This window comes from Gemella sp. 20925_1_85 (genome assembly GCF_041433735.1).
Classification (GTDB): domain Bacteria; phylum Bacillota; class Bacilli; order Staphylococcales; family Gemellaceae; genus Gemella.
Map to the genome: position 1 here is coordinate 1 of NZ_JAPWCC010000034.1, position 18,331 is coordinate 18,331.

Consider the following 18,331-nt stretch of genomic DNA (forward strand, 5'->3'; position numbering starts at 1 on the left):
ATGTTATTTGCTAGAAAAGGCTAAATAATACTAGTTTAATACGTTTTGTGATATAATATAATAATATATTAAAAAAGGAGCATATTATGAAACCATTTAGCAGAAAAATAGAAAAAATCTTAGCGTGGATCGCGAATGTTATTATGATACTTGTTACAGGATTGCTATCTCTTGGAGCATTTTCTAGTCAGTTAGCAACAGCATTTAAACAACAAGAATTTGAACCGATTCTTTATAACTTATTACAAGATCCTGGAGTAGCATCATTGTTAAAAAGCACTGATTTAGACATCGTATCATTACTTGTATTATTGGTGAAAATTTATGCAGTAGTTGCGATTGTAGCTTTAGTATTAGCGCTAATTGCGTCAGTTACTATGAAAGCGAGAATCGTATCAGGAATCTTATTCCTACTTTCAGCGATAGTTATCGGAGTAATGACAGTTGGGATACTGCTTCCTGTATACCTACTATACTTCATAGTTGCAATTATGCTATTCGTAAGAAGACCGCCTAAAAATAATGATAACTCAGATTTTACACAAACAACTTCTGAAAAAACAGAAATCGACAGATTAGAGTACATGTAAGAAAGTGCTACTAATTAGTAAAAGTATTTGAGAAATTTATAAACTATTTTATCGATTGAGCATTATCGAAGATTAAAATCATCTTCAGCTCAGTATTGATAAAATAGTTTTTTTGTTTTTTGTAGTAGCTTCACATAAGGTTAAAATCATCTTCAGGTCGACATTGATAAAATAGTTTTTTGTTTTTGTAATAGCTGCATATGTTGCTAAATAAGTGATTTCCAAAATCCCTTTTACTTAGAAAATTAAATTTAATATTGAGTTTATCTAAATATAAAAAATAATTTTTCATAGCTATATTTTACTGACAAATTGTAATAATAGAATTAGTCTTAAAAAAGCGTAAAAATCTATTGTATTAATGGATTTAAAATAGATAAATCTTTGATAAATAGTAGTTTTTATAGTATAATTATTAGGATGAAGTATTTTTATATAGGTTCGTAATATGATTGAAATAATTGTAAATTCTAGGAGTAAAAAAAGTCTTATTGAACTTGAAAAAATAGAGCGAGTTTTAAACGAAAAGAAGTTGCCCTACAGAGTGTTAAAAACCTCTAAAAACAAGAATGCACGTGACCTTATGAACGAGATTCACGGGGGTGAGTTGATAGTGATCGGAGGCGATGGAACTATTAACGAAGTGATAAATAATTATCACGGTAAAGAAATTATCTATCTTGCATACGGTTCGGGTAATGATCTTGCGCGGTCTATAAAGTTCAAAAAAGATGTTGAAATAAGTCGATTATTAGAATCGAAAAGGTTTATTGAATATGATGTAGGTGTTGTTAACGATAGAAAATTCTGTTCGGGATTTGATATCGGTTTTAATGCTGACATCATAAAAAGGGCCAATGGCTCGAAGTTAAAGAAATATTTAGGCAAGTATATCTATCTTCTTCAAGGAGTAATAGGTATTTTAATGCTGAAAAAATATAAAGCGAAAATTTCGTGGGATAGTGGAGAAATCACGACCGACAAGCTGTATCTGCTTAATGCGATGATTCAACCTTATGAGGGTGGCGGGATAAAATTCGCCCCGAATGCGACAGGTCAAGATGGAAAACTTCACATAATGATCTTGGAAAATATGTCTTTAATAACCTTTATTTATAATTATTTATGCCTACTTTTAAAACAACACAACAGGTTAAAGAAGGTACGATGCATAAAAACAAATAAAATAACAATAAAAACAAACCAAGAATACTTCCAAATTGATGGAGAATTAGTAAACAGCGAAGAAACTTTGAAACTTAGCTGTATTAGTAAATTTTATAAATTAAAAAGGATGGAAAAAAATGAGTAGATATTCAAGTAGCCGAAATTCTAGATCTGAATCGGGTATAGGAGCTTTTGAAATCGTCAATGGAATATTGACCGTTTTATTAATTATACTCGGAGGTCTAGTCAGCTGGACGATGTTGAAGTACGGCTTCCTAAATTTTAGAGGTATCAACTACGGAATAATTGGAGTAATAGTTTTAGCGATAATACTGGCGATATTCCTTGTAATTAAGAAAAAAGCGAGAATATTCAATGCGATAATGTTGATCGTTATGAATATTGCCTTGGTATTTTCTTACATGCAGTTTAGAACAGCTATCGGCTTATTCGATAACTTAAACAGTAACGCAGCGGTAAGTGAGTACACTATGAGCGTTGTTGTGATGAAAAATGATGCAGCTGAAAAACTTGCAGACCTAAAAGACGATACAGTTGCGGCGCCAGTATCTGCAGATGGTGAAAACATTAATAAGCTGATGAAAGAGATTCGCGATAAAGAAAAACAAAGTTTAAATCTTACAGAATCCAAAAATTATGTCTCAGCTTATGAGGAATTAGCTGCAGGAACTAGCAGAGCGATGATTCTTAACAGTTCATTCGAAGACTTAATCACAAGTCAACACCAAGACTTTAGTGATAAAACAAAAGTAATATATTCATACAAAATAACAAAATCAGTAAATGCTAAAGCAAAACAAAATGCAGGTGATACATTCAACGTCTACATAAGTGGTATCGATACATATGGACCGGTATCTAGTGTCAGTCGTTCAGATGTTAATATTATTATGACAGTGAACAAAAAAACTGGAAAAATCTTATTGACGACAACACCACGTGACTCTTATGTGAAAATTGCTGATGGTGGAAATAACCAATATGATAAGCTTACACACGCAGGTCTGTACGGAGTAGATTCTTCAATCCACACGCTAGAAAATCTATATGGTATTAAAATAGATTACTACGCTAGACTTAACTTCACATCATTCCTAAAACTAATCGATACAGTAGGTGGAGTTGATGTGTATAATGATCAGGCGTTCACATCACGTCATGGTAGATTTGAATTTCCACAAGGGATGGTTCATTTAGACGCTGAGAAAGCTCTTGGATTTGTTCGTGAAAGATACGGTCTTGCTGGTGGCGATAATGATCGTGGTAAAAACCAAGAAAAAGTTATCGCTGCGATAATTAAAAAACTAACTTCAAAACAAGGTTTGGCAAATTACCAAAGTGTTATTAAAGAACTAAGTGAATCAATTCAGACAAATATGCCGATAGAGACAGCTATGGGACTTGCGAATGAGCAACTTAGCGCAGGTAAAGATTATAATATAGCGTCACAAGCATTAACAGGAACAGGAACTATGGGGTTACCTTCATACGCAATGCCTGGTGCTAGACTATACATGACACAAATCAGTGAACAAAGTTTAACAGAAGTTACAGAAAATATTAAAGAAGTATTGGAAGGTAAGTAGATGAGAGACGGAATTAGAATGATAGACATACATTCCCATGTAGTCTTCGGAGTAGATGATGGTGCAAAAACTGAAAAAGACACTCGAGATTTACTAGAAGAAAGTTATAGACAAGGTGTTAGAACGATTATCGCAACACCTCACAGAAGACGCGGGATGTTCGAAACAGACATAGAAATAATTAAAGAAAACTTCAAACGAGTAGAAGAAATCGCCGCTGAAGTAGCTGAAGACCTAAGAGTTTACTTAGGTAGCGAAGTCTATTACAAAGAAGGAGAAATCGAAAAAATCGAAAGTGGAGTATATCCAAGATTAGCGGAAACGGACTATGTACTTGTAGAATTTCCTTATGAAATGCGTTATAAAGAAATCCACAGAGCACTGAATAAAGTTATATTACTTGGGCTGACTCCAGTAGTAGCGCATGTTGAAAGATATAACGATGTAGATGAAAAAGGTGTTCAGGAGCTAATTAACATGGGTGCATACATCCAGGTTAATGCAGCAAGTGTACTAAAACCGAAACTTATTGGTGATAAACACAAACACTACAAAAAACGTGCTAAAAAATACTTAGACGCGGAGTTAGTTCACTTCATCGCGAGTGATATGCACAATATGGATTCTCGTAGAACGTATATGAAAGAAGCATATGACATTATCGAGAAAAAATACGGGCCTACAATCGCCTATGAATTATTCGAAAAAAATCAAGAAAAACTATTAATGAATAAAATAATATAAAGAGAGGATAAATAATTATAATGGATAATCAAGAAAAAGATTTAATACAGTTAGATATTATGCTACTGTTAAGAAGAATTTGGGAGAAGAAGGTATTAATAGTATTAGTAACATTACTATTCACTGCAGCATCACTTGCTTATAGTATTTTCCTAGTTACACCGCAATATTCATCTACTACGAAAGTATACGTAGTTAACCAAAAGAAAGATGATAAAGCAATCACAACACAAGACGTTCAATTAGGTTCACTATTAGTAAAAGACTATAAAGAAATTATTCTTTCTAATAAGGTTATGGAAGATTCAGCAGAAAAAAGTGGAACAGGAATCACTGCAAAAGAACTAGCAAAAAAAGTTAGTGTAGATGCACCAAAAGATACACGTATTATCTCAATCACTGTTCAAGATAAAGATCCACAAGTTGCGAGTGACTTAGCGAACACTGTAAAAGAGGTATCAGGAGATCAAATCAAAGAAGTAACAAAAATTGATGATGTAACAACATTAGAAGAAGCAAAAGCAGCTACTTCTCCAAGTTCTCCAAACATTCCTAGAAATGGAATCTTAGCGACAGCATTAGGATTCATCTTAGCTGTAGCGGGAGTAGTATTATTCGAGTTACTAGATGATAGAGTTAAGAGAGCGGAAGATATTGAAGAAACAATGGGGCTTGTGCTTTTAGGTGTAGTTCCAGATACAAAAACAGGAAAGAGATAGGATAAGAAAACATGGCACAAATTAATTTACTAACAAACCAAAAAATAGTTGATCCTAAAAATGAAGAGTATTACAACGCCTTACGTACGAATATCCAATTTTTAGGGAAAGATAAAAAAGTAATTGCGATTACATCGACTTCAGAAAATGAAGGAAAGAGTACTGTATCGACTAACCTAGCTATTTCATTAGCGAAACTAGGTCTTAAAACTATTCTAGTCGATGCCGATACACGTAAATCTGTAATGGCAGGTCGTTTCAAATTTAAACACAAAATTAGTGGATTAACTAACTACCTATCTGGAGTTTCTCCAATCGAGGATGTTATTTATGAAACTGACGTAGAGCACCTTAATGTTATTCCAGCTGGTCAAGTACCACCAAACCCAACAGGATTACTACAAAACAAAAACTTCAACATTATGATTGAAGTGTTCAGAGAGTATTATGATTATGTAATTATCGATACACCACCAGTTGGGCAAGTAATCGATGCGGCTATCGTAGCTCCTAAGACTGATGGAGTAGTGCTATTAGTAGAAGCAAATCGCGTTAAGAAGAAAAGTATAGAAAAAGCCAAGGAACAACTAGAAAAAGGTGGAGCAGAATTCCTAGGTGTAATCTTAAACAAAGTTAACTCAAACGAACTTGGTTATGGTGGTTACTACGGTCACTACGGTAGCTATGGAATAAAAGGAAATAAAGATAAAAAATAAATTTTTTAGTTAAGAGGAGAACAAGATGTATTATATTAGAAGAAATAATAAGTTTCTGTTCTTGGTGACTGATTTAATAGCCTTATCTTTAGCTTACATTTTTAGTTTTGATTTCCAAACAGAACCAAAAGATAATCTATATTTCTTTATCGTCTTAAATATTATTGGTATTCTTGTGGCCCTTATGTCAGAAGAATACTGGACAATAACAGAAAGAGGATATCTCAAGGAACTTAAGACGACGTTTATATACGAACTTAAGGTCGTTTCATTATTTACGTTATTTTTAGTAATATTTAAGCGTAAAGACTTCTTTGAGTTAATTAAGAGTATGGAATTGATTATTTATTTAGTTCTAGCATTTGTTTTTATCTATTGTGTAAGAACCATTTCTAAAAGAATAAATAATCGCTATCGTGATGATAGTCGTAATATTATAATACTATCTGATTTTTGTGATTTAGACACAATAGGAGAATTACCTAGTAACTATCAAGTATTAGCATATGCGAATAATTCAGATGAATATATGTATAACGCTAAACCAGTCGTTCACAATATTTCTGAAATTCGAGATTTCTTATCGAAGCACAGAGTTGATGAAATATACGCTAACTTATCATCGCAGACTAGCCTGGTAGAAATCTTTAAGATTTTTGAAGTACTTGGTATTCCGACAAAAATCAATATTACACCGATAATAAAAGAAGTCGGAGCAAATACAGCTGTTACCTTCCAAGGTGATAATATTTATCTAACATCAGCGATAAAAATTGCAACATTGCGTCAGGTGATTCTGAAGAGGGTTATGGATATAGCCGTCTCAATAGTAGGAATATTATTAACGATTATTGTAGGTATAATTATACTTCCAATAGTGAAAATACAAGCTCCGGGGCCACTTATTTTCACCCAAACGAGAATAGGGCAAAATGGTAAGAAGTTCAAAATATACAAATTTAGAAGTATGTATATGGATGCAGAGGAAAGGAAAGCAAAACTTTTAAGTCAAAATGAGTTAGAAACAACATTGATGTTTAAAATGGATAATGATCCTAGAGTTTTCCCATTTGGACAGAAGTTAAGAGATTGGTCATTGGATGAACTTCCACAATTTATCAACGTACTTAAAGGAGATATGAGTGTAGTAGGGACACGACCTCCGACAGTTGATGAATATACGCAATATGACCTTCATCATTTCAAACGTATGCAGGTAAAACCAGGTATTACTGGAATGTGGCAGGTTAGTGGAAGAAGTAACATTCTTGATTTTGAAGAAGTAGTTAAACTAGATATGAACTATATCGAAAATTGGTCGCTAAGACTGGATATAAAAATTATATTTAAAACCATAATGGTTGTCCTAAAAAGAGAAGGAAGTAAATAAAAACGGGAAAAGTAAAAAAATAGAGAGTGGTCATATAAGTATATACAACCATTTTTTGTTGAAAATAAAAAAGACTGTGTTTCGTCGCCAAACTAAAACACAGACTAATATAAGTGAATATGGATATATTAACATAAAATTTGATAAAATGGAAGAGAAAAGAATCATGGATATAAAAAATAAAGTTAGATTAGTACAAGAGAAAGAAATTGAATTATTAAAGATATTTTCTGAGATATGCGAACAACACAATTTAACATACTATGCACTAGGAGGCACATTATTAGGTGCAATTAGACATGGTGGTTTTATTCCTTGGGATGATGACATGGATTTAGGAATGCCTAGAGAAGACTATGATAAATTTATAGAAATATCGGGAAATGTATTACCTAAACATGTCTTACTAAAACAACATACAGATAATTTAGGAAATACTTCAATTCGCGATACATCAACTGTTATAACTTTCGGTACTACTGATTGTAATCCTTTCTTAGATATCTTCCCACTAGATGGATTTCCAGAAAAAGGGCTAGCTAAGTGGACACATGAAAAACACATTTTATTTTATCGAATGTTATCAAAACTATCTGTTGTTCAAGAAATTTCTGATAGAGATAGGGGAACATTCGAGAATGCATTGGTAAAAGTCGCTAGAGTAACAAAAATCGATAAAATTTTAAACACAGAAAAGATTAATAAGAAATTACATAAAGTAATAAGAAAATATGATTTTTATAGCAGTCCTAGAGGTGGAAATGTACTTGGAACATATCGTGATAGAGAAATTGTTCCAATAGAAGTATTTGGAAAACCTAAAAAAATGGAATTTGAAGGTATGCAATTAAGCGTCCATAGTGAACCTGAAAAATACTTAGAAAATATTTATGGGGATTTTATGAGATTGCCGAAAGAAGAGGATAGAGTAGGTCACTTCGAAGCGGCTTATGGGAAATAGGAGGTTAAAATGAGCAAAGTAAATATTATGGGGATAGATATTGATTCTTTAACAAATCAAGAAACAATAGAAAGAGTAGAAGAATTTATTATTAATAAAAAACCATTACATTTAATGGGGGTTAATGCAGATAAATTAAATCTATGTAAAACAGATAAAAAATTAGAGGAGATTGTAAAAAAATCAGAAATAATAAATGCGGATGGGGCATCTGTTATTTTAGCATCTAAATATTTAGGTAAACCTCTACCTGAAAGAGTAGCTGGAATAGATTTAATGCAAGATCTTCTGAAATTATCATGTGAGAAAGGGTATAGTGCATATTTCTTTGGAGCTAAACAAGAAGTTGTTGATAAAATGTTAGAAAACTTCAAAGAAACATATCCTAACTTAAATATCGTTGGTGCAAGAAATGGATATTTCTCAGACGAAGAGTTAAAGGATATAGAAGCAGATATAGCAGAAAAAAATCCAGATATAGTATATATTGGAATAACATCACCTAAGAAAGAATACATTGTTCAAGAGTTCTTAGATAATGGCTTAAACAGTGTATTTATGGGTGTCGGTGGAAGTTTTGATGTTCTTTCAGGAACTATTCCAAGAGCTCCAAAGTGGATGCAAAAGGCTAATTTAGAATGGTTATTTAGAGTAGCGAATGAACCAAGAAGATTATTTAAAAGATATTTTGTTGGGAATGTAACATTTATAAAAGAGATAGTAAAAGAAAAGAGAAGTCAAAATGGCTAATATACTTCATATTTCACGTACAATGGACATAGGAGGAGCTGAAAAAATTGTATATCAATTGGCTACTGATTTAAAAGCAGAATTTGATAATGTTCATGTAGCTTCTACAGGTGGACTGTGGGAAGAAGAGTTAAATAAGAATGGAATTAAGCATCATAAAATATTAGATGTAGAATCGAAATCACCTAAAACACTTGCGACAAACTTTAATACACTGCGCAAAATTATCAAAGAAAATAAAATTGATATTATCCATACACATCATAGAATGGCAGCATTTTATGCTAGATTATTAATGTATATATTTCCTAAAGTAAAGCATATTTATACAGCACATAATATTTTTGATAATAAAATAAAAATGTATAAATATTCTTTAAAAGGTGCGAAAGTAATTGCTGTAGGCGAAGGTGTTAGTAATCATTTAAAAAAAGATTTATCTGTAGATAGTTCAATAATTTATAATGCTATTCCTGAAAATACTAATAGAACTACAGTTAGAGAAATAGTAGATCATACTAAAATTAAAATAGGATTTATAGGAAGATTGTCTGAACAAAAAGGATTGGCTTATCTTATAGATGCAATAAAATTAATTGAAAAAGAAAATATTCATCTTTTTATCGCTGGAGATGGGGATTTGAAAGAAAGATTATTAGTGCAGGTTCGAGCTTTGGGACTAGATGATAAAATTACGTTTTTAGGATATAGAGAAGATACTACAGCAATAATTAATAGTTGTGATTTTATGGTTATGCCATCCTTGTATGAGGGACTACCATTAACATTAATTGAGTATTTTCAAAATAGTAAAACTGTCGTAGGTACAACAATTCCAGGTATACAAGAAGTGGTCGTTCACGAAGTTAGTGGATTATTAGTGAAACCAGGTGATGCACTTAGTCTATCGAAGGAAATACAGCGACTAAGTACAGATGTTGACTTAAGAAGTAAATTAGAAGAACAAACACACAAAATATATGGAGAAAAATTTAGTTATAATAATTTTATATCTAAATATTTAAAAACATATCTAGAAAAATAAATTTTATTGAGTTGAGTTTATTATTTTAATATAAAAAAAGAATAAGGAGATATTCCGATGAAAAAAGTAATGTTGGTTTTTGGAACAAGACCAGAAGCTATAAAAATGTGTCCATTAGTGAATGAATTAAAAAGAAATGGGAGTTTTGATGTAAAAGTGTGTGTTACTGGACAACACCGAGAAATGTTAAATCAAGTATTGGATGTTTTCAAAGTTGAACCAGATTATAATTTAGATATAATGAGAGATAATCAAACTTTATTCACTATTACGACATCAATATTAGACAAAATTAAACCAGTATTAGAAGATGAGAAACCAGATGTAGTTCTAGTACATGGAGATACAACAACTACATTCGCTACGGCATTAGCTGCATTTTATCTTGGTATAAAAGTAGGGCATGTTGAGGCTGGATTAAGAACTTATAATATTTATAGTCCATTCCCAGAAGAATTCAATCGTCAAGCAGTATCTATTGTATCTAACTTCAACTTTGCACCAACGGAAAAAGCAAAAGAGAATCTTTTAGTAGAGAAGAGAGATGAAGATACAATTTACGTTACAGGTAACACAGGTATAGATGCATTAAAAACTACGATTAATCCAGAATATAAACATGAATTATTTGACTGGATAGGTGATGATCGTCTAATTATGTTAACAGCTCACAGACGTGAAAATCTTGGAGAACCTATGGAAAATATGTTTAAAGCTATTAAACGTGTACTACAAGAAAATAGTAATGTAAAAGTAATTTATCCTATTCATAAAAACCCTAAAGTAAGAGAAGTTGCTAATAGAATATTTGGTGAAGAAGATAGAGTTAAATTAATTGAACCATTAGAAGTTATAGACTTTCATAATTTCCTTAATAAGAGTTATTTAATTTTAACTGATTCTGGAGGAATTCAAGAAGAAGCACCATCATTAGGAAAACCAGTACTTGTGTTAAGAGATACTACTGAAAGACCAGAAGGTGTTGCTGCTGGAACATTAAAACTGGTAGGAACGAAAGAAGAAGATATCTACAATAACTTTAAATTATTATTAGAAGACAATGAAGAATATAAAAAAATGAGTCAAGCAAGTAATCCTTATGGAGATGGTAGAGCCAGCGAAAGAATTGCTGAAGTATTATTAAAGGAGATATAGATTGTGGATAAAGTAGCGATTATTATTCCAGTTTATAATGCTGAGGAGTTTTTAAAATATAGTGTAGAAAGTGTACTTAATCAAACATATAGTAATTTAGAAATTATCTTAGTAAACGATGGATCTAAGGATAATTCAGGATTATTATGTGATGGATATGCTGAAAAAGATAGTCGAGTAAAAGTTATCCATATAGATAACGGAGGACAAGGTAGAGCTAGAAATATAGGTATTCAAAACTCTAATGCGGATTGGATAGTATTTCTAGATTCTGATGATTACTATGATGAAAATGCAATTAAATATCTAATTAATACTAGGGATAAATATGGTAGTGAGTTAGTTATTACACCACTGAATGTTGTATACAAATATGAAATAGCAAGTAAGCAAAGTGTAAAAGAAGAAATATTGAATTATTCTCTAGAGGAATTAGTAGAAAGGCTTTATTATGGGAATACAGTTGGAGCTACTCCATGTGGAAAATTATATAAAAAATCAGTACTATTAAATAATCTATTTCCAGAGGGAATGATATATGAGGATTTATTTATAGCGTATAAACATATTGTAGAGTCTAATAATATAGTAGCTACCAACATTTCAGTATATAATTATTATCAACGAAAAGGAAGTACAACTAAAGGCATAATGTATAGTGCTAGATTGGAAGATTTTTATAAAGCAATAGAGCAAAATAGATTATATATAGCAAAAGATTATCCATTTAATAAAAAAATAAGAGATGCATTAAAAGTTAGGGAATTAATGGGAGGATTTCAGATAATTGATGCAATGATAAATTCTAATTTAAATCATGAACTTCTTCAAAAGAGTAAGGAATATAGAGAATATTTATTAGAAATATTAAAAAATAAGAATATTTCTAAAAATAGAAAGATAAAGTATGTGGCATTTTGTATACATCCAGGTGTATATAAATATATAAAAAAAATGAAAGAGAGATAATTTACAATATGTTATTAAGTATAGTAATACCTGCATATAATATAAGAGATTATATACATAGAAATATTGAATCATTTCAAAAAGTAGACGATAAATTTAAAGATAAATTTGAACTTTTGGTAGTTAATGATGGAAGTAAAGATGATACTGTAGAGGTGCTAGAACAACTATTAAGAGAAGAAAATAGATTAAATATAAGAATAATTTCTAAGGAAAATGGTGGCCATGGATCAGCAGTCAATAGAGGTATAGATGAAGCCGTAGGTAAATATCTAAAAATAATAGATGGAGATGACTGGATTAATGTTCGTGATTTTGAAGAATATATAAGGAGATTAGAGAAAACATCAGTAGATATGATAGTAACTGACTATTCTGAACAACATGTATACAAGAAATTTGTAAAAAGAATCTCTGTCGTAGATCAAGAAGATTATTATAGCTCTAATACATTATCTAGTATCTTTCCAATGCATAGTTTAACGTATAAAACAGAAATATTCAAAGATAATAATATAAAATTAACAGAAAAAATATTTTATGTTGATACTCAATATACTGTCTTTCCATTAAAATTTGTAAAAACATGGGTATATTGGAATTTAGATTTGTATCAATATTTTTTAGGAAGACCTGATCAAAGTATGGCAATAGAAAATAGATTAAAACATATAGAAGACCATCGAATTGTAACTGAAAGTATTTTAGAATTTTATAAGGAATTGAATGATGGAAATCTCAAGAAAGTAACATATGAATTTGTATTAAGATTAATTAATGCAAGATTTATTTTTTCATTCCTATCTAAAGATAGAAATAAACTTTTAAGAGAAACAGTTAGGTATATAGATAAATATGAAATCGACTATAAATTCAAAAAAAATCAACGAATTAGTTATTTATTATATATAAATGAAAGATTAAATAGGAAATTATCTTTTGTCGTTTTTCCAATAGCTAATGCTAAAATTAAGAAGTTGGTTGAACAAGGGATATAGATTTAAGACAATTCTAAAGTGATTTTTTGATATTAAGGTGAAAGATTATAGAAAGTGAATACAGAGGTATTAAATGATAATAAAAAATAAAGCAAGAAATTTATTGATAAGTATTTCTTTTTTCATTATAGTTTTTCTTAATTTTATTGCACAAACAGTATTTGTTGAAAAATATTATTGGTTAAATGTAGTGAAAAATTATGGATTAATTAGTATCTCGGTGTTGTTATTGATAATATTTATTTTATCAAAACATACTAGGAAAAGTTTAATTTCATCATTATTAATTATCTTATTAGCAATAGTAGTTTCCTATTATTCAGCAAATCCCTATGCTATTATGCCCTGGATTTTAATGGTAGTAAATGTTGATGCTACTAATTATAAACATTTAATTAAACTGTGGGTCATTGAAATAGGAATATTAATGTTATTTGTAGCAGTTAGCTACAGCTTAGGCTGGTTAGATGAGAGTAGAAAAATTTTAGTAAGAAGTGATGGAGCTACTAGATATTCTTTGGGCTATGTGTATACAACTTTTAGTGCCAACTATTTTTTCCATTTTACAATATTTTATATTTATATAAGAACAATGGCTATTAGATATAGTGAGTTATTAGTGTTGTTGATTATAAATTATTATGTATATGATTTGACTGATACAAAAGCAGCTTTTGTTATATCTGGACTGTCAATATTATTAGTAGTAATATTAAAAATATACAATATAAGGGTTACTGAAAATGTATATAGAGTAGTTAATAAGTATGTATTGATAGTTTGTACGTTTATTCCTATAATATTAACTTATTTATATGGAATGGGATATGGAGTTTTAGATGAACTTAATAGAATATTAACATCTAGACTTCAATTAGGTTGGAATGCTATTAACATTTATAATATAAACTTGTTTGGACAAAAAATAGAATGGGTTAATGAAACGCAATATTTATCAGAAATACAATATTTATATGTAGATTCGTCATTTTTAAATATATTATTAAACTACGGAATAGTATTGTTATTCTTAATATTATTAAGTTTTTATTTATTAGGAAAACTTAATCTTACAAAAAACCTGAGTTATTTAATAGCTATAAGTATGATAGGAATTCATTCAATGTTTGATCCGCAATTTTTATTGATAATGTATAATCCTTTAATAATAATGCCAGGAATTTTATTAAGAAGAAACATATTAAGTAATTAATGTGGTAAATTATGGATTATAGTAATGGTAATCCAATAATAAAAATAATAATAAGTAGGAAGACTAGAATATGTTGAAGAAAATATATAATAGATTTAGAAAATCAATAGAGCATTTTAGGGGCGAGAAACCTAATATAATTAAGTGGGCAAATTTTTTAGCTGAGATTACTAAAGCTTCAAAAATAAAAAGATTGAAAAATTCAATTATAAAAAAGCATATAAAGTCTAATGTGAATATTGACTTTATAAAATCAAATATTAAAAAGGAAATATTATCTGATTCAAATGGAACAGAATTTTCAAAAGTGATATGGACAATGTGGTGGCAAGGAGAGGAAAAAGCACCTAATATTGTAAAAAGTACATTATATTATATGAGAAAATTTGCAAAAAAACATGGTTATAGAGTGATTGTAGTAGATAGCGCGAATATAGAGGAGTATGTGACTATACCTGATACTATCTATAGAAAGTTAGAAACAAAAAAAATAAACCTTGCAAATTTTTCTGATTTAGTTCGTTTTATGTTGATTGATCAACATGGTGGAATATGGTTAGATTCAACAATGTATGTGGATGGAGAATTCCCTATCAGTGTATTAGAAAGGAAATTTTCATCAATTAATCATCCAGATGGATTAGATATATCTATGGATGATAATATAACTAATAAAAGATGGGTTTCATTTTGTTTGAGTGGAACTAAAGGGAATATTGTAGCAAAGAGCATGAAATATTTTATGATTGATCAGATCGAAAATAATGAAGTACTTCCAGATTATTTCATGGTTGATTTTGGCTTAGATTATTTATATGATGAATTTGAAGAGATAAGAGATATTTTAGTAAGTATACCGGAATATTCTAGTCAAAAAGATATATTTTGGTTAGATGTAAATCGTAACAGTATCTTTGATAAGGAAGAATGGGAAAAAGAACTATCAATTAATAAAATTTTCAAGACAACATATAAGATAGAAAATATTTTACCATCTAGCTACTTTGATTATTTAGAAAAGAGAAAGCTATAATTTAATTTTTACTAACATCTTATTTGTAGTACTGTTAAAAATAATAATAATAATTTAGGAAGTGACAATATGAGAAATTTAGGATTAGATTTATTAAAGATATTCTCTTGTATTGGTGTTGTAGCATTACATTCTACTATGCCTGGGTTTACTTTAGAACAATATAATGTCAGTGCATATTTATATTATTTGGGAACATATGCTATACCATTATTTTTTATGGTAAATGGGTATTTTTTATTAAATAAGAAAGAATTAACTTACAGTTATGTCTTTAGCAAGATAGCAGGAATATTAACTGTAGTAAGTGTATGGAATATTTTAATATGGTTGGTTAGAAGGGATTTTAATGTTAATCCATTAAGAAAAATTATAGGTTCATTAGTTCAAAAAGGATATTTTTATCAATTTTGGTTTTTTGGATCGTTAATAATAATATATTTGACGTTGCCAATAATAAAAAAAGAATTTGAGAAAAGTTATTCATACTTTGTTATTTTGTTAATATTAATAGTTATAGGTATAGTTATTGAAATTATAAATACTTTTATTATTCATAAACCTATACAACAATATGTTCCTCAAACTTTTAGACTTTGGACATGGTTTTTCTATTATATTTTAGGTGGATATTTAGGAAAAATAAATATCCATGAAGTAAAATTAACTAAATTAAGTAAATTAATTTTTAGTTTATTATTTATAATTTCACCTATCTTATTATTTTATTTGGCAAAAAATGTTTATCATAGTATACTTGCAGAGTACTTTTATGATTCAATAATCGTAAAGTTAGTTAGTGTGGTAATATTTATAATGTTCGTAAGGATAGAAGAAAATATTACTTTGAAAAATAATGGTTTGATAATTATGTTATCATCATTAACAATGGGAGTATATATTGTACATACATTTATATTAGCTCAAGTAATGAAATATATAGATATTAGTGTAGGGTACAATACAATTATTATATTAATTATAACGTTATGTATTAGTTTTTTCATTTCAAGAATTATTTGGAGTCTAAAATATTTTAGAATAATTCTCAAAATCTAGTTATCTTGAATGAAATAAAGACGATTATATATGATGTGGTTAGAATAAAAACTATTAATAAGAAGAAATATAATATGTATAGTATTTCTATATTTAATTTAATGTTTTTTTTATTAAGAAATTAAGTGTTAAAAGGAGAGTGAAAATGAAAGTATATAAAAAAAAAGTATTTGACTATGAATCGGTTATAAATTTATGTTTTAGAATAACAATTATTTTAGATATAATTTATTTATTGTTAAATATATATATATATTTAAAAGAAGATTTTTATGTGATGGGTTGGTACGGTGTGGTATGGTTTTTAACATCAGTAGTTTATTATGTAAATAGATGTTCTATGGATTATAAGGAGAAAATATTAAAAAAAATTAGCAGTTCTATACTTAAGGAAAGAGAATCATTTAAAAATAATACTGATATAAAAAAAAGTAAATATTTCATATTGAGTATTATATATATGATTAAATACTTTTCTATAACACCTTTAATATCTTTATACATTTTCCTAATTAATAAGTTTTTACATGATAAGGTAGGAAATCTTATAGTATTGTTAGAATGGATACCGTCTGTTTTTTTTATTACTATTACTATTGTATTATTGTTAGAATTAGTTCATTTATTAGAACAAAAAATAATTGCAAAGATAATAGTCATAATAATATTTTTAGTAATTGTTTTTGGATTATTTAGTACAAAAGATGGAATAATTGAGTGGGTATTCCTTGCCCTAGTATTTATGAGTGCAAAAGACATGTTATCTCCAGATATAAAATACTTGAATTTATCAGCTGAGGAAGCTAACTCAGTTAATGAGAAAAATGAAGATAATACAGAGTTGAAAAGACGCATAGTCGATCTAAAGTATTCATTATTATTAATTATACCTAGTTTTTATATTTCTTTAAAATTTTCGGAAATATTAATAAATACCAAGCTATATAAGAAAATAGTGTGTTTCTTACTGCAAAATAGTGAAAATAATTTTCTTCGATTGATTTATGAAGGGGAGGTAAAACTTTTTATAACCTTTTGCATTACATATACTATTCACCAAAAAAGAAGTGCTATATTCAGAATAATAAAACAAATAATTTCTTAAAATTAGGAGGAACACATGTACGATTATTTAATAGTAGGAGCTGGATTGTCAGGTGCAATCTTTGCTCATGAAGCAACAAAACAAGGAAAAAAAGTAAAAGTAATAGATAAACGTGACCACATCGGTGGAAACATCTATTGTGAGAACGTTGAAGGAATCAACGTTCATAAATACGGTGCACATATCTTCCATACTTCTAACAAAGAAGTTTGGGATTATGTAAATCAGTTTGCTGAGTTTAACAACTACATTAACTCACCAGTAGCAAACTATAAAGGTAAATTATACAATCTGCCTTTCAACATGAATACTTTCTACGGATTATGGGGAACTAAGACTCCTGCAGAAGTAAAAGCGAAAATCGCTGAACAAACAGCTCATCTGCAAGATAGTGAACCTAAGAACCTAGAAGAACAAGCTATCAAACTTATTGGTACTGATGTATACGAAACTTTAATTAAAGGTTATACGGAAAAACAATGGGGACGTAGTGCAACTGAACTGCCACCGTTTATTATTAAACGCCTTCCAGTACGTTTCACATTCGATAACAACTACTTCAATGATAGATACCAAGGTATTCCAATCGGTGGATACAATGTTATTATCGAAAACATGTTAAAAGGTATCGAAGTAGAGTTAAATGTAGACTTCTTCGAAAACCGTGAAGAGTTAGAAGCAAGTGCGAAAAAAGTAGTATTCACAGGAATGATCGATCAATACTTTGATTATAAACACGGAGAATTAGAATACAGAAGCCTACGTTTTGAACACGAAGTACTTGATGAAGAGAACTACCAAGGTAATGCAGTAGTAAACTATACAGAACGTGAAGTTCCTTATACTCGTATTATCGAACACAAACACTTCGAAAAAGGTACTCAAGAAAAAACAGTTATTACACGTGAATATTCAGTAGATTGGAAACGTGGAGACGAACCATACTACCCAATTAACGATGCTAAAAATAATGAAATGTATCAGAAATATTTAGAAGAGGCAAAAGGTAAAGATGTTATCTTCTGTGGTCGTCTTGCAGACTATAAATATTATGATATGCACGTAGTAATCGAAAGAGCTCTTAATGTAGTAAGAGAGGAATTAAATAAA

The 18,331-nt window shown here is 29.3% G+C and carries 18 protein-coding genes; all 18 read left to right on the plus strand.

Translation table 11 applies throughout. The features are described from left to right. Window positions 1-86: 86 nt before the first annotated feature. Window positions 87-590: a DUF4064 domain-containing protein gene (locus tag O3884_RS08240; protein WP_371452839.1), complete on the plus strand. Its 504-nt coding sequence runs from the start codon at window positions 87-89 to the stop codon at window positions 588-590. 448 nt (window positions 591-1,038) lie between these two features. Beyond that, window positions 1,039-1,902, plus strand: coding sequence for a diacylglycerol/lipid kinase family protein (locus O3884_RS08245; protein WP_371452840.1), 864 nt, complete (start codon window positions 1,039-1,041; stop codon window positions 1,900-1,902). After that, window positions 1,895-3,364, plus strand: a complete 1,470-nt coding sequence (gene cpsA / locus O3884_RS08250; RefSeq protein ID WP_371452842.1) for an LCP family glycopolymer transferase CpsA — start codon at window positions 1,895-1,897, stop codon at window positions 3,362-3,364. The genes O3884_RS08245 and cpsA overlap by 8 nt, the downstream gene beginning before the upstream one ends. Continuing rightward, window positions 3,365-4,108, plus strand: a complete 744-nt coding sequence (locus tag O3884_RS08255; protein WP_371452844.1) for a CpsB/CapC family capsule biosynthesis tyrosine phosphatase — start codon at window positions 3,365-3,367, stop codon at window positions 4,106-4,108. It begins immediately after the preceding gene. Window positions 4,109-4,128: 20 nt separating this feature from the next. Continuing rightward, window positions 4,129-4,827 carry a YveK family protein gene (locus O3884_RS08260; protein WP_371452845.1) on the plus strand — a complete coding sequence of 233 codons (699 nt, stop codon included), beginning with the start codon at window positions 4,129-4,131 and terminating at the stop codon, window positions 4,825-4,827. An 11-nt stretch (window positions 4,828-4,838) separates the two neighbouring features. Next, window positions 4,839-5,543, plus strand: coding sequence for a polysaccharide biosynthesis tyrosine autokinase (locus tag O3884_RS08265; protein WP_371452847.1), 705 nt, complete (start codon window positions 4,839-4,841; stop codon window positions 5,541-5,543). 25 nt (window positions 5,544-5,568) lie between these two features. Further along, a complete protein-coding gene (locus O3884_RS08270; protein WP_371452848.1) occupies window positions 5,569-6,933 on the plus strand; it encodes a sugar transferase in 1,365 nt (454 codons plus the stop codon). A 166-nt stretch (window positions 6,934-7,099) separates the two neighbouring features. After that, window positions 7,100-7,894: a LicD family protein gene (locus O3884_RS08275; protein ID WP_371452850.1), complete on the plus strand. Its 795-nt coding sequence runs from the start codon at window positions 7,100-7,102 to the stop codon at window positions 7,892-7,894. Window positions 7,895-7,903: 9 nt separating this feature from the next. Further along, a complete protein-coding gene (locus O3884_RS08280; RefSeq protein WP_371452852.1) occupies window positions 7,904-8,644 on the plus strand; it encodes a WecB/TagA/CpsF family glycosyltransferase in 741 nt (246 codons plus the stop codon). Next, a complete protein-coding gene (locus tag O3884_RS08285) occupies window positions 8,637-9,689 on the plus strand; it encodes a glycosyltransferase family 4 protein (protein ID WP_371452854.1) in 1,053 nt (350 codons plus the stop codon). The genes O3884_RS08280 and O3884_RS08285 overlap by 8 nt, the downstream gene beginning before the upstream one ends. Window positions 9,690-9,746: 57 nt before the next feature. Further along, window positions 9,747-10,844, plus strand: coding sequence for a non-hydrolyzing UDP-N-acetylglucosamine 2-epimerase (wecB, locus tag O3884_RS08290; RefSeq protein ID WP_371452855.1), 1,098 nt, complete (start codon window positions 9,747-9,749; stop codon window positions 10,842-10,844). 3 nt (window positions 10,845-10,847) lie between these two features. Then, the gene (locus O3884_RS08295; RefSeq protein WP_371452857.1) at window positions 10,848-11,813 is read left to right on the plus strand and encodes a glycosyltransferase family 2 protein; all 966 of its coding nucleotides are present in this window, start codon (window positions 10,848-10,850) and stop codon (window positions 11,811-11,813) included. Window positions 11,814-11,821: 8 nt separating this feature from the next. Then, on the plus strand, window positions 11,822-12,811 hold the full coding sequence (locus tag O3884_RS08300; protein ID WP_371452859.1) for a glycosyltransferase family 2 protein: 990 nt from the start codon (window positions 11,822-11,824) through the stop codon (window positions 12,809-12,811). Between the two features lie 73 nt (window positions 12,812-12,884). Beyond that, the gene (locus O3884_RS08305) at window positions 12,885-14,024 is read left to right on the plus strand and encodes a hypothetical protein (protein ID WP_371452861.1); all 1,140 of its coding nucleotides are present in this window, start codon (window positions 12,885-12,887) and stop codon (window positions 14,022-14,024) included. A gap of 70 nt (window positions 14,025-14,094) precedes the next feature. Then, window positions 14,095-15,057 carry a capsular polysaccharide synthesis protein gene (locus O3884_RS08310; RefSeq protein ID WP_371452863.1) on the plus strand — a complete coding sequence of 321 codons (963 nt, stop codon included), beginning with the start codon at window positions 14,095-14,097 and terminating at the stop codon, window positions 15,055-15,057. 69 nt (window positions 15,058-15,126) lie between these two features. Then, on the plus strand, window positions 15,127-16,116 hold the full coding sequence (locus tag O3884_RS08315) for an acyltransferase (protein WP_371452865.1): 990 nt from the start codon (window positions 15,127-15,129) through the stop codon (window positions 16,114-16,116). A gap of 145 nt (window positions 16,117-16,261) precedes the next feature. Next, a complete protein-coding gene (locus tag O3884_RS08320; protein WP_371452867.1) occupies window positions 16,262-17,221 on the plus strand; it encodes a hypothetical protein in 960 nt (319 codons plus the stop codon). Between the two features lie 15 nt (window positions 17,222-17,236). Continuing rightward, a partial coding sequence (glf, locus tag O3884_RS08325) for a UDP-galactopyranose mutase (protein ID WP_371452869.1) occupies window positions 17,237-18,331 on the plus strand: 1,095 nt, incomplete at its 3' end.

What these genes read in the sequence shown, in the direction of transcription:
- O3884_RS08240 (WP_371452839.1), top strand. Translation starts at nt 87, where the DNA reads ATGAAACCATTTAGCAGAAAAATAGAAAAAATCTTAGCGTGGATCGCG.
- O3884_RS08270 (WP_371452848.1), top strand. Translation starts at nt 5,569, where the DNA reads ATGTATTATATTAGAAGAAATAATAAGTTTCTGTTCTTGGTGACTGAT.
- O3884_RS08310 (WP_371452863.1), top strand. Translation starts at nt 14,095, where the DNA reads ATGTTGAAGAAAATATATAATAGATTTAGAAAATCAATAGAGCATTTT.
- cpsA (WP_371452842.1), top strand. Translation starts at nt 1,895, where the DNA reads ATGAGTAGATATTCAAGTAGCCGAAATTCTAGATCTGAATCGGGTATA.
- O3884_RS08280 (WP_371452852.1), top strand. Translation starts at nt 7,904, where the DNA reads ATGAGCAAAGTAAATATTATGGGGATAGATATTGATTCTTTAACAAAT.
- O3884_RS08265 (WP_371452847.1), top strand. Translation starts at nt 4,839, where the DNA reads ATGGCACAAATTAATTTACTAACAAACCAAAAAATAGTTGATCCTAAA.
- O3884_RS08305 (WP_371452861.1), top strand. Translation starts at nt 12,885, where the DNA reads ATGATAATAAAAAATAAAGCAAGAAATTTATTGATAAGTATTTCTTTT.
- O3884_RS08275 (WP_371452850.1), top strand. Translation starts at nt 7,100, where the DNA reads ATGGATATAAAAAATAAAGTTAGATTAGTACAAGAGAAAGAAATTGAA.
- O3884_RS08260 (WP_371452845.1), top strand. Translation starts at nt 4,129, where the DNA reads ATGGATAATCAAGAAAAAGATTTAATACAGTTAGATATTATGCTACTG.
- O3884_RS08285 (WP_371452854.1), top strand. Translation starts at nt 8,637, where the DNA reads ATGGCTAATATACTTCATATTTCACGTACAATGGACATAGGAGGAGCT.
- O3884_RS08255 (WP_371452844.1), top strand. Translation starts at nt 3,365, where the DNA reads ATGAGAGACGGAATTAGAATGATAGACATACATTCCCATGTAGTCTTC.
- wecB (WP_371452855.1), top strand. Translation starts at nt 9,747, where the DNA reads ATGAAAAAAGTAATGTTGGTTTTTGGAACAAGACCAGAAGCTATAAAA.
- O3884_RS08320 (WP_371452867.1), top strand. Translation starts at nt 16,262, where the DNA reads ATGAAAGTATATAAAAAAAAAGTATTTGACTATGAATCGGTTATAAAT.
- O3884_RS08300 (WP_371452859.1), top strand. Translation starts at nt 11,822, where the DNA reads ATGTTATTAAGTATAGTAATACCTGCATATAATATAAGAGATTATATA.
- O3884_RS08315 (WP_371452865.1), top strand. Translation starts at nt 15,127, where the DNA reads ATGAGAAATTTAGGATTAGATTTATTAAAGATATTCTCTTGTATTGGT.
- O3884_RS08245 (WP_371452840.1), top strand. Translation starts at nt 1,039, where the DNA reads ATGATTGAAATAATTGTAAATTCTAGGAGTAAAAAAAGTCTTATTGAA.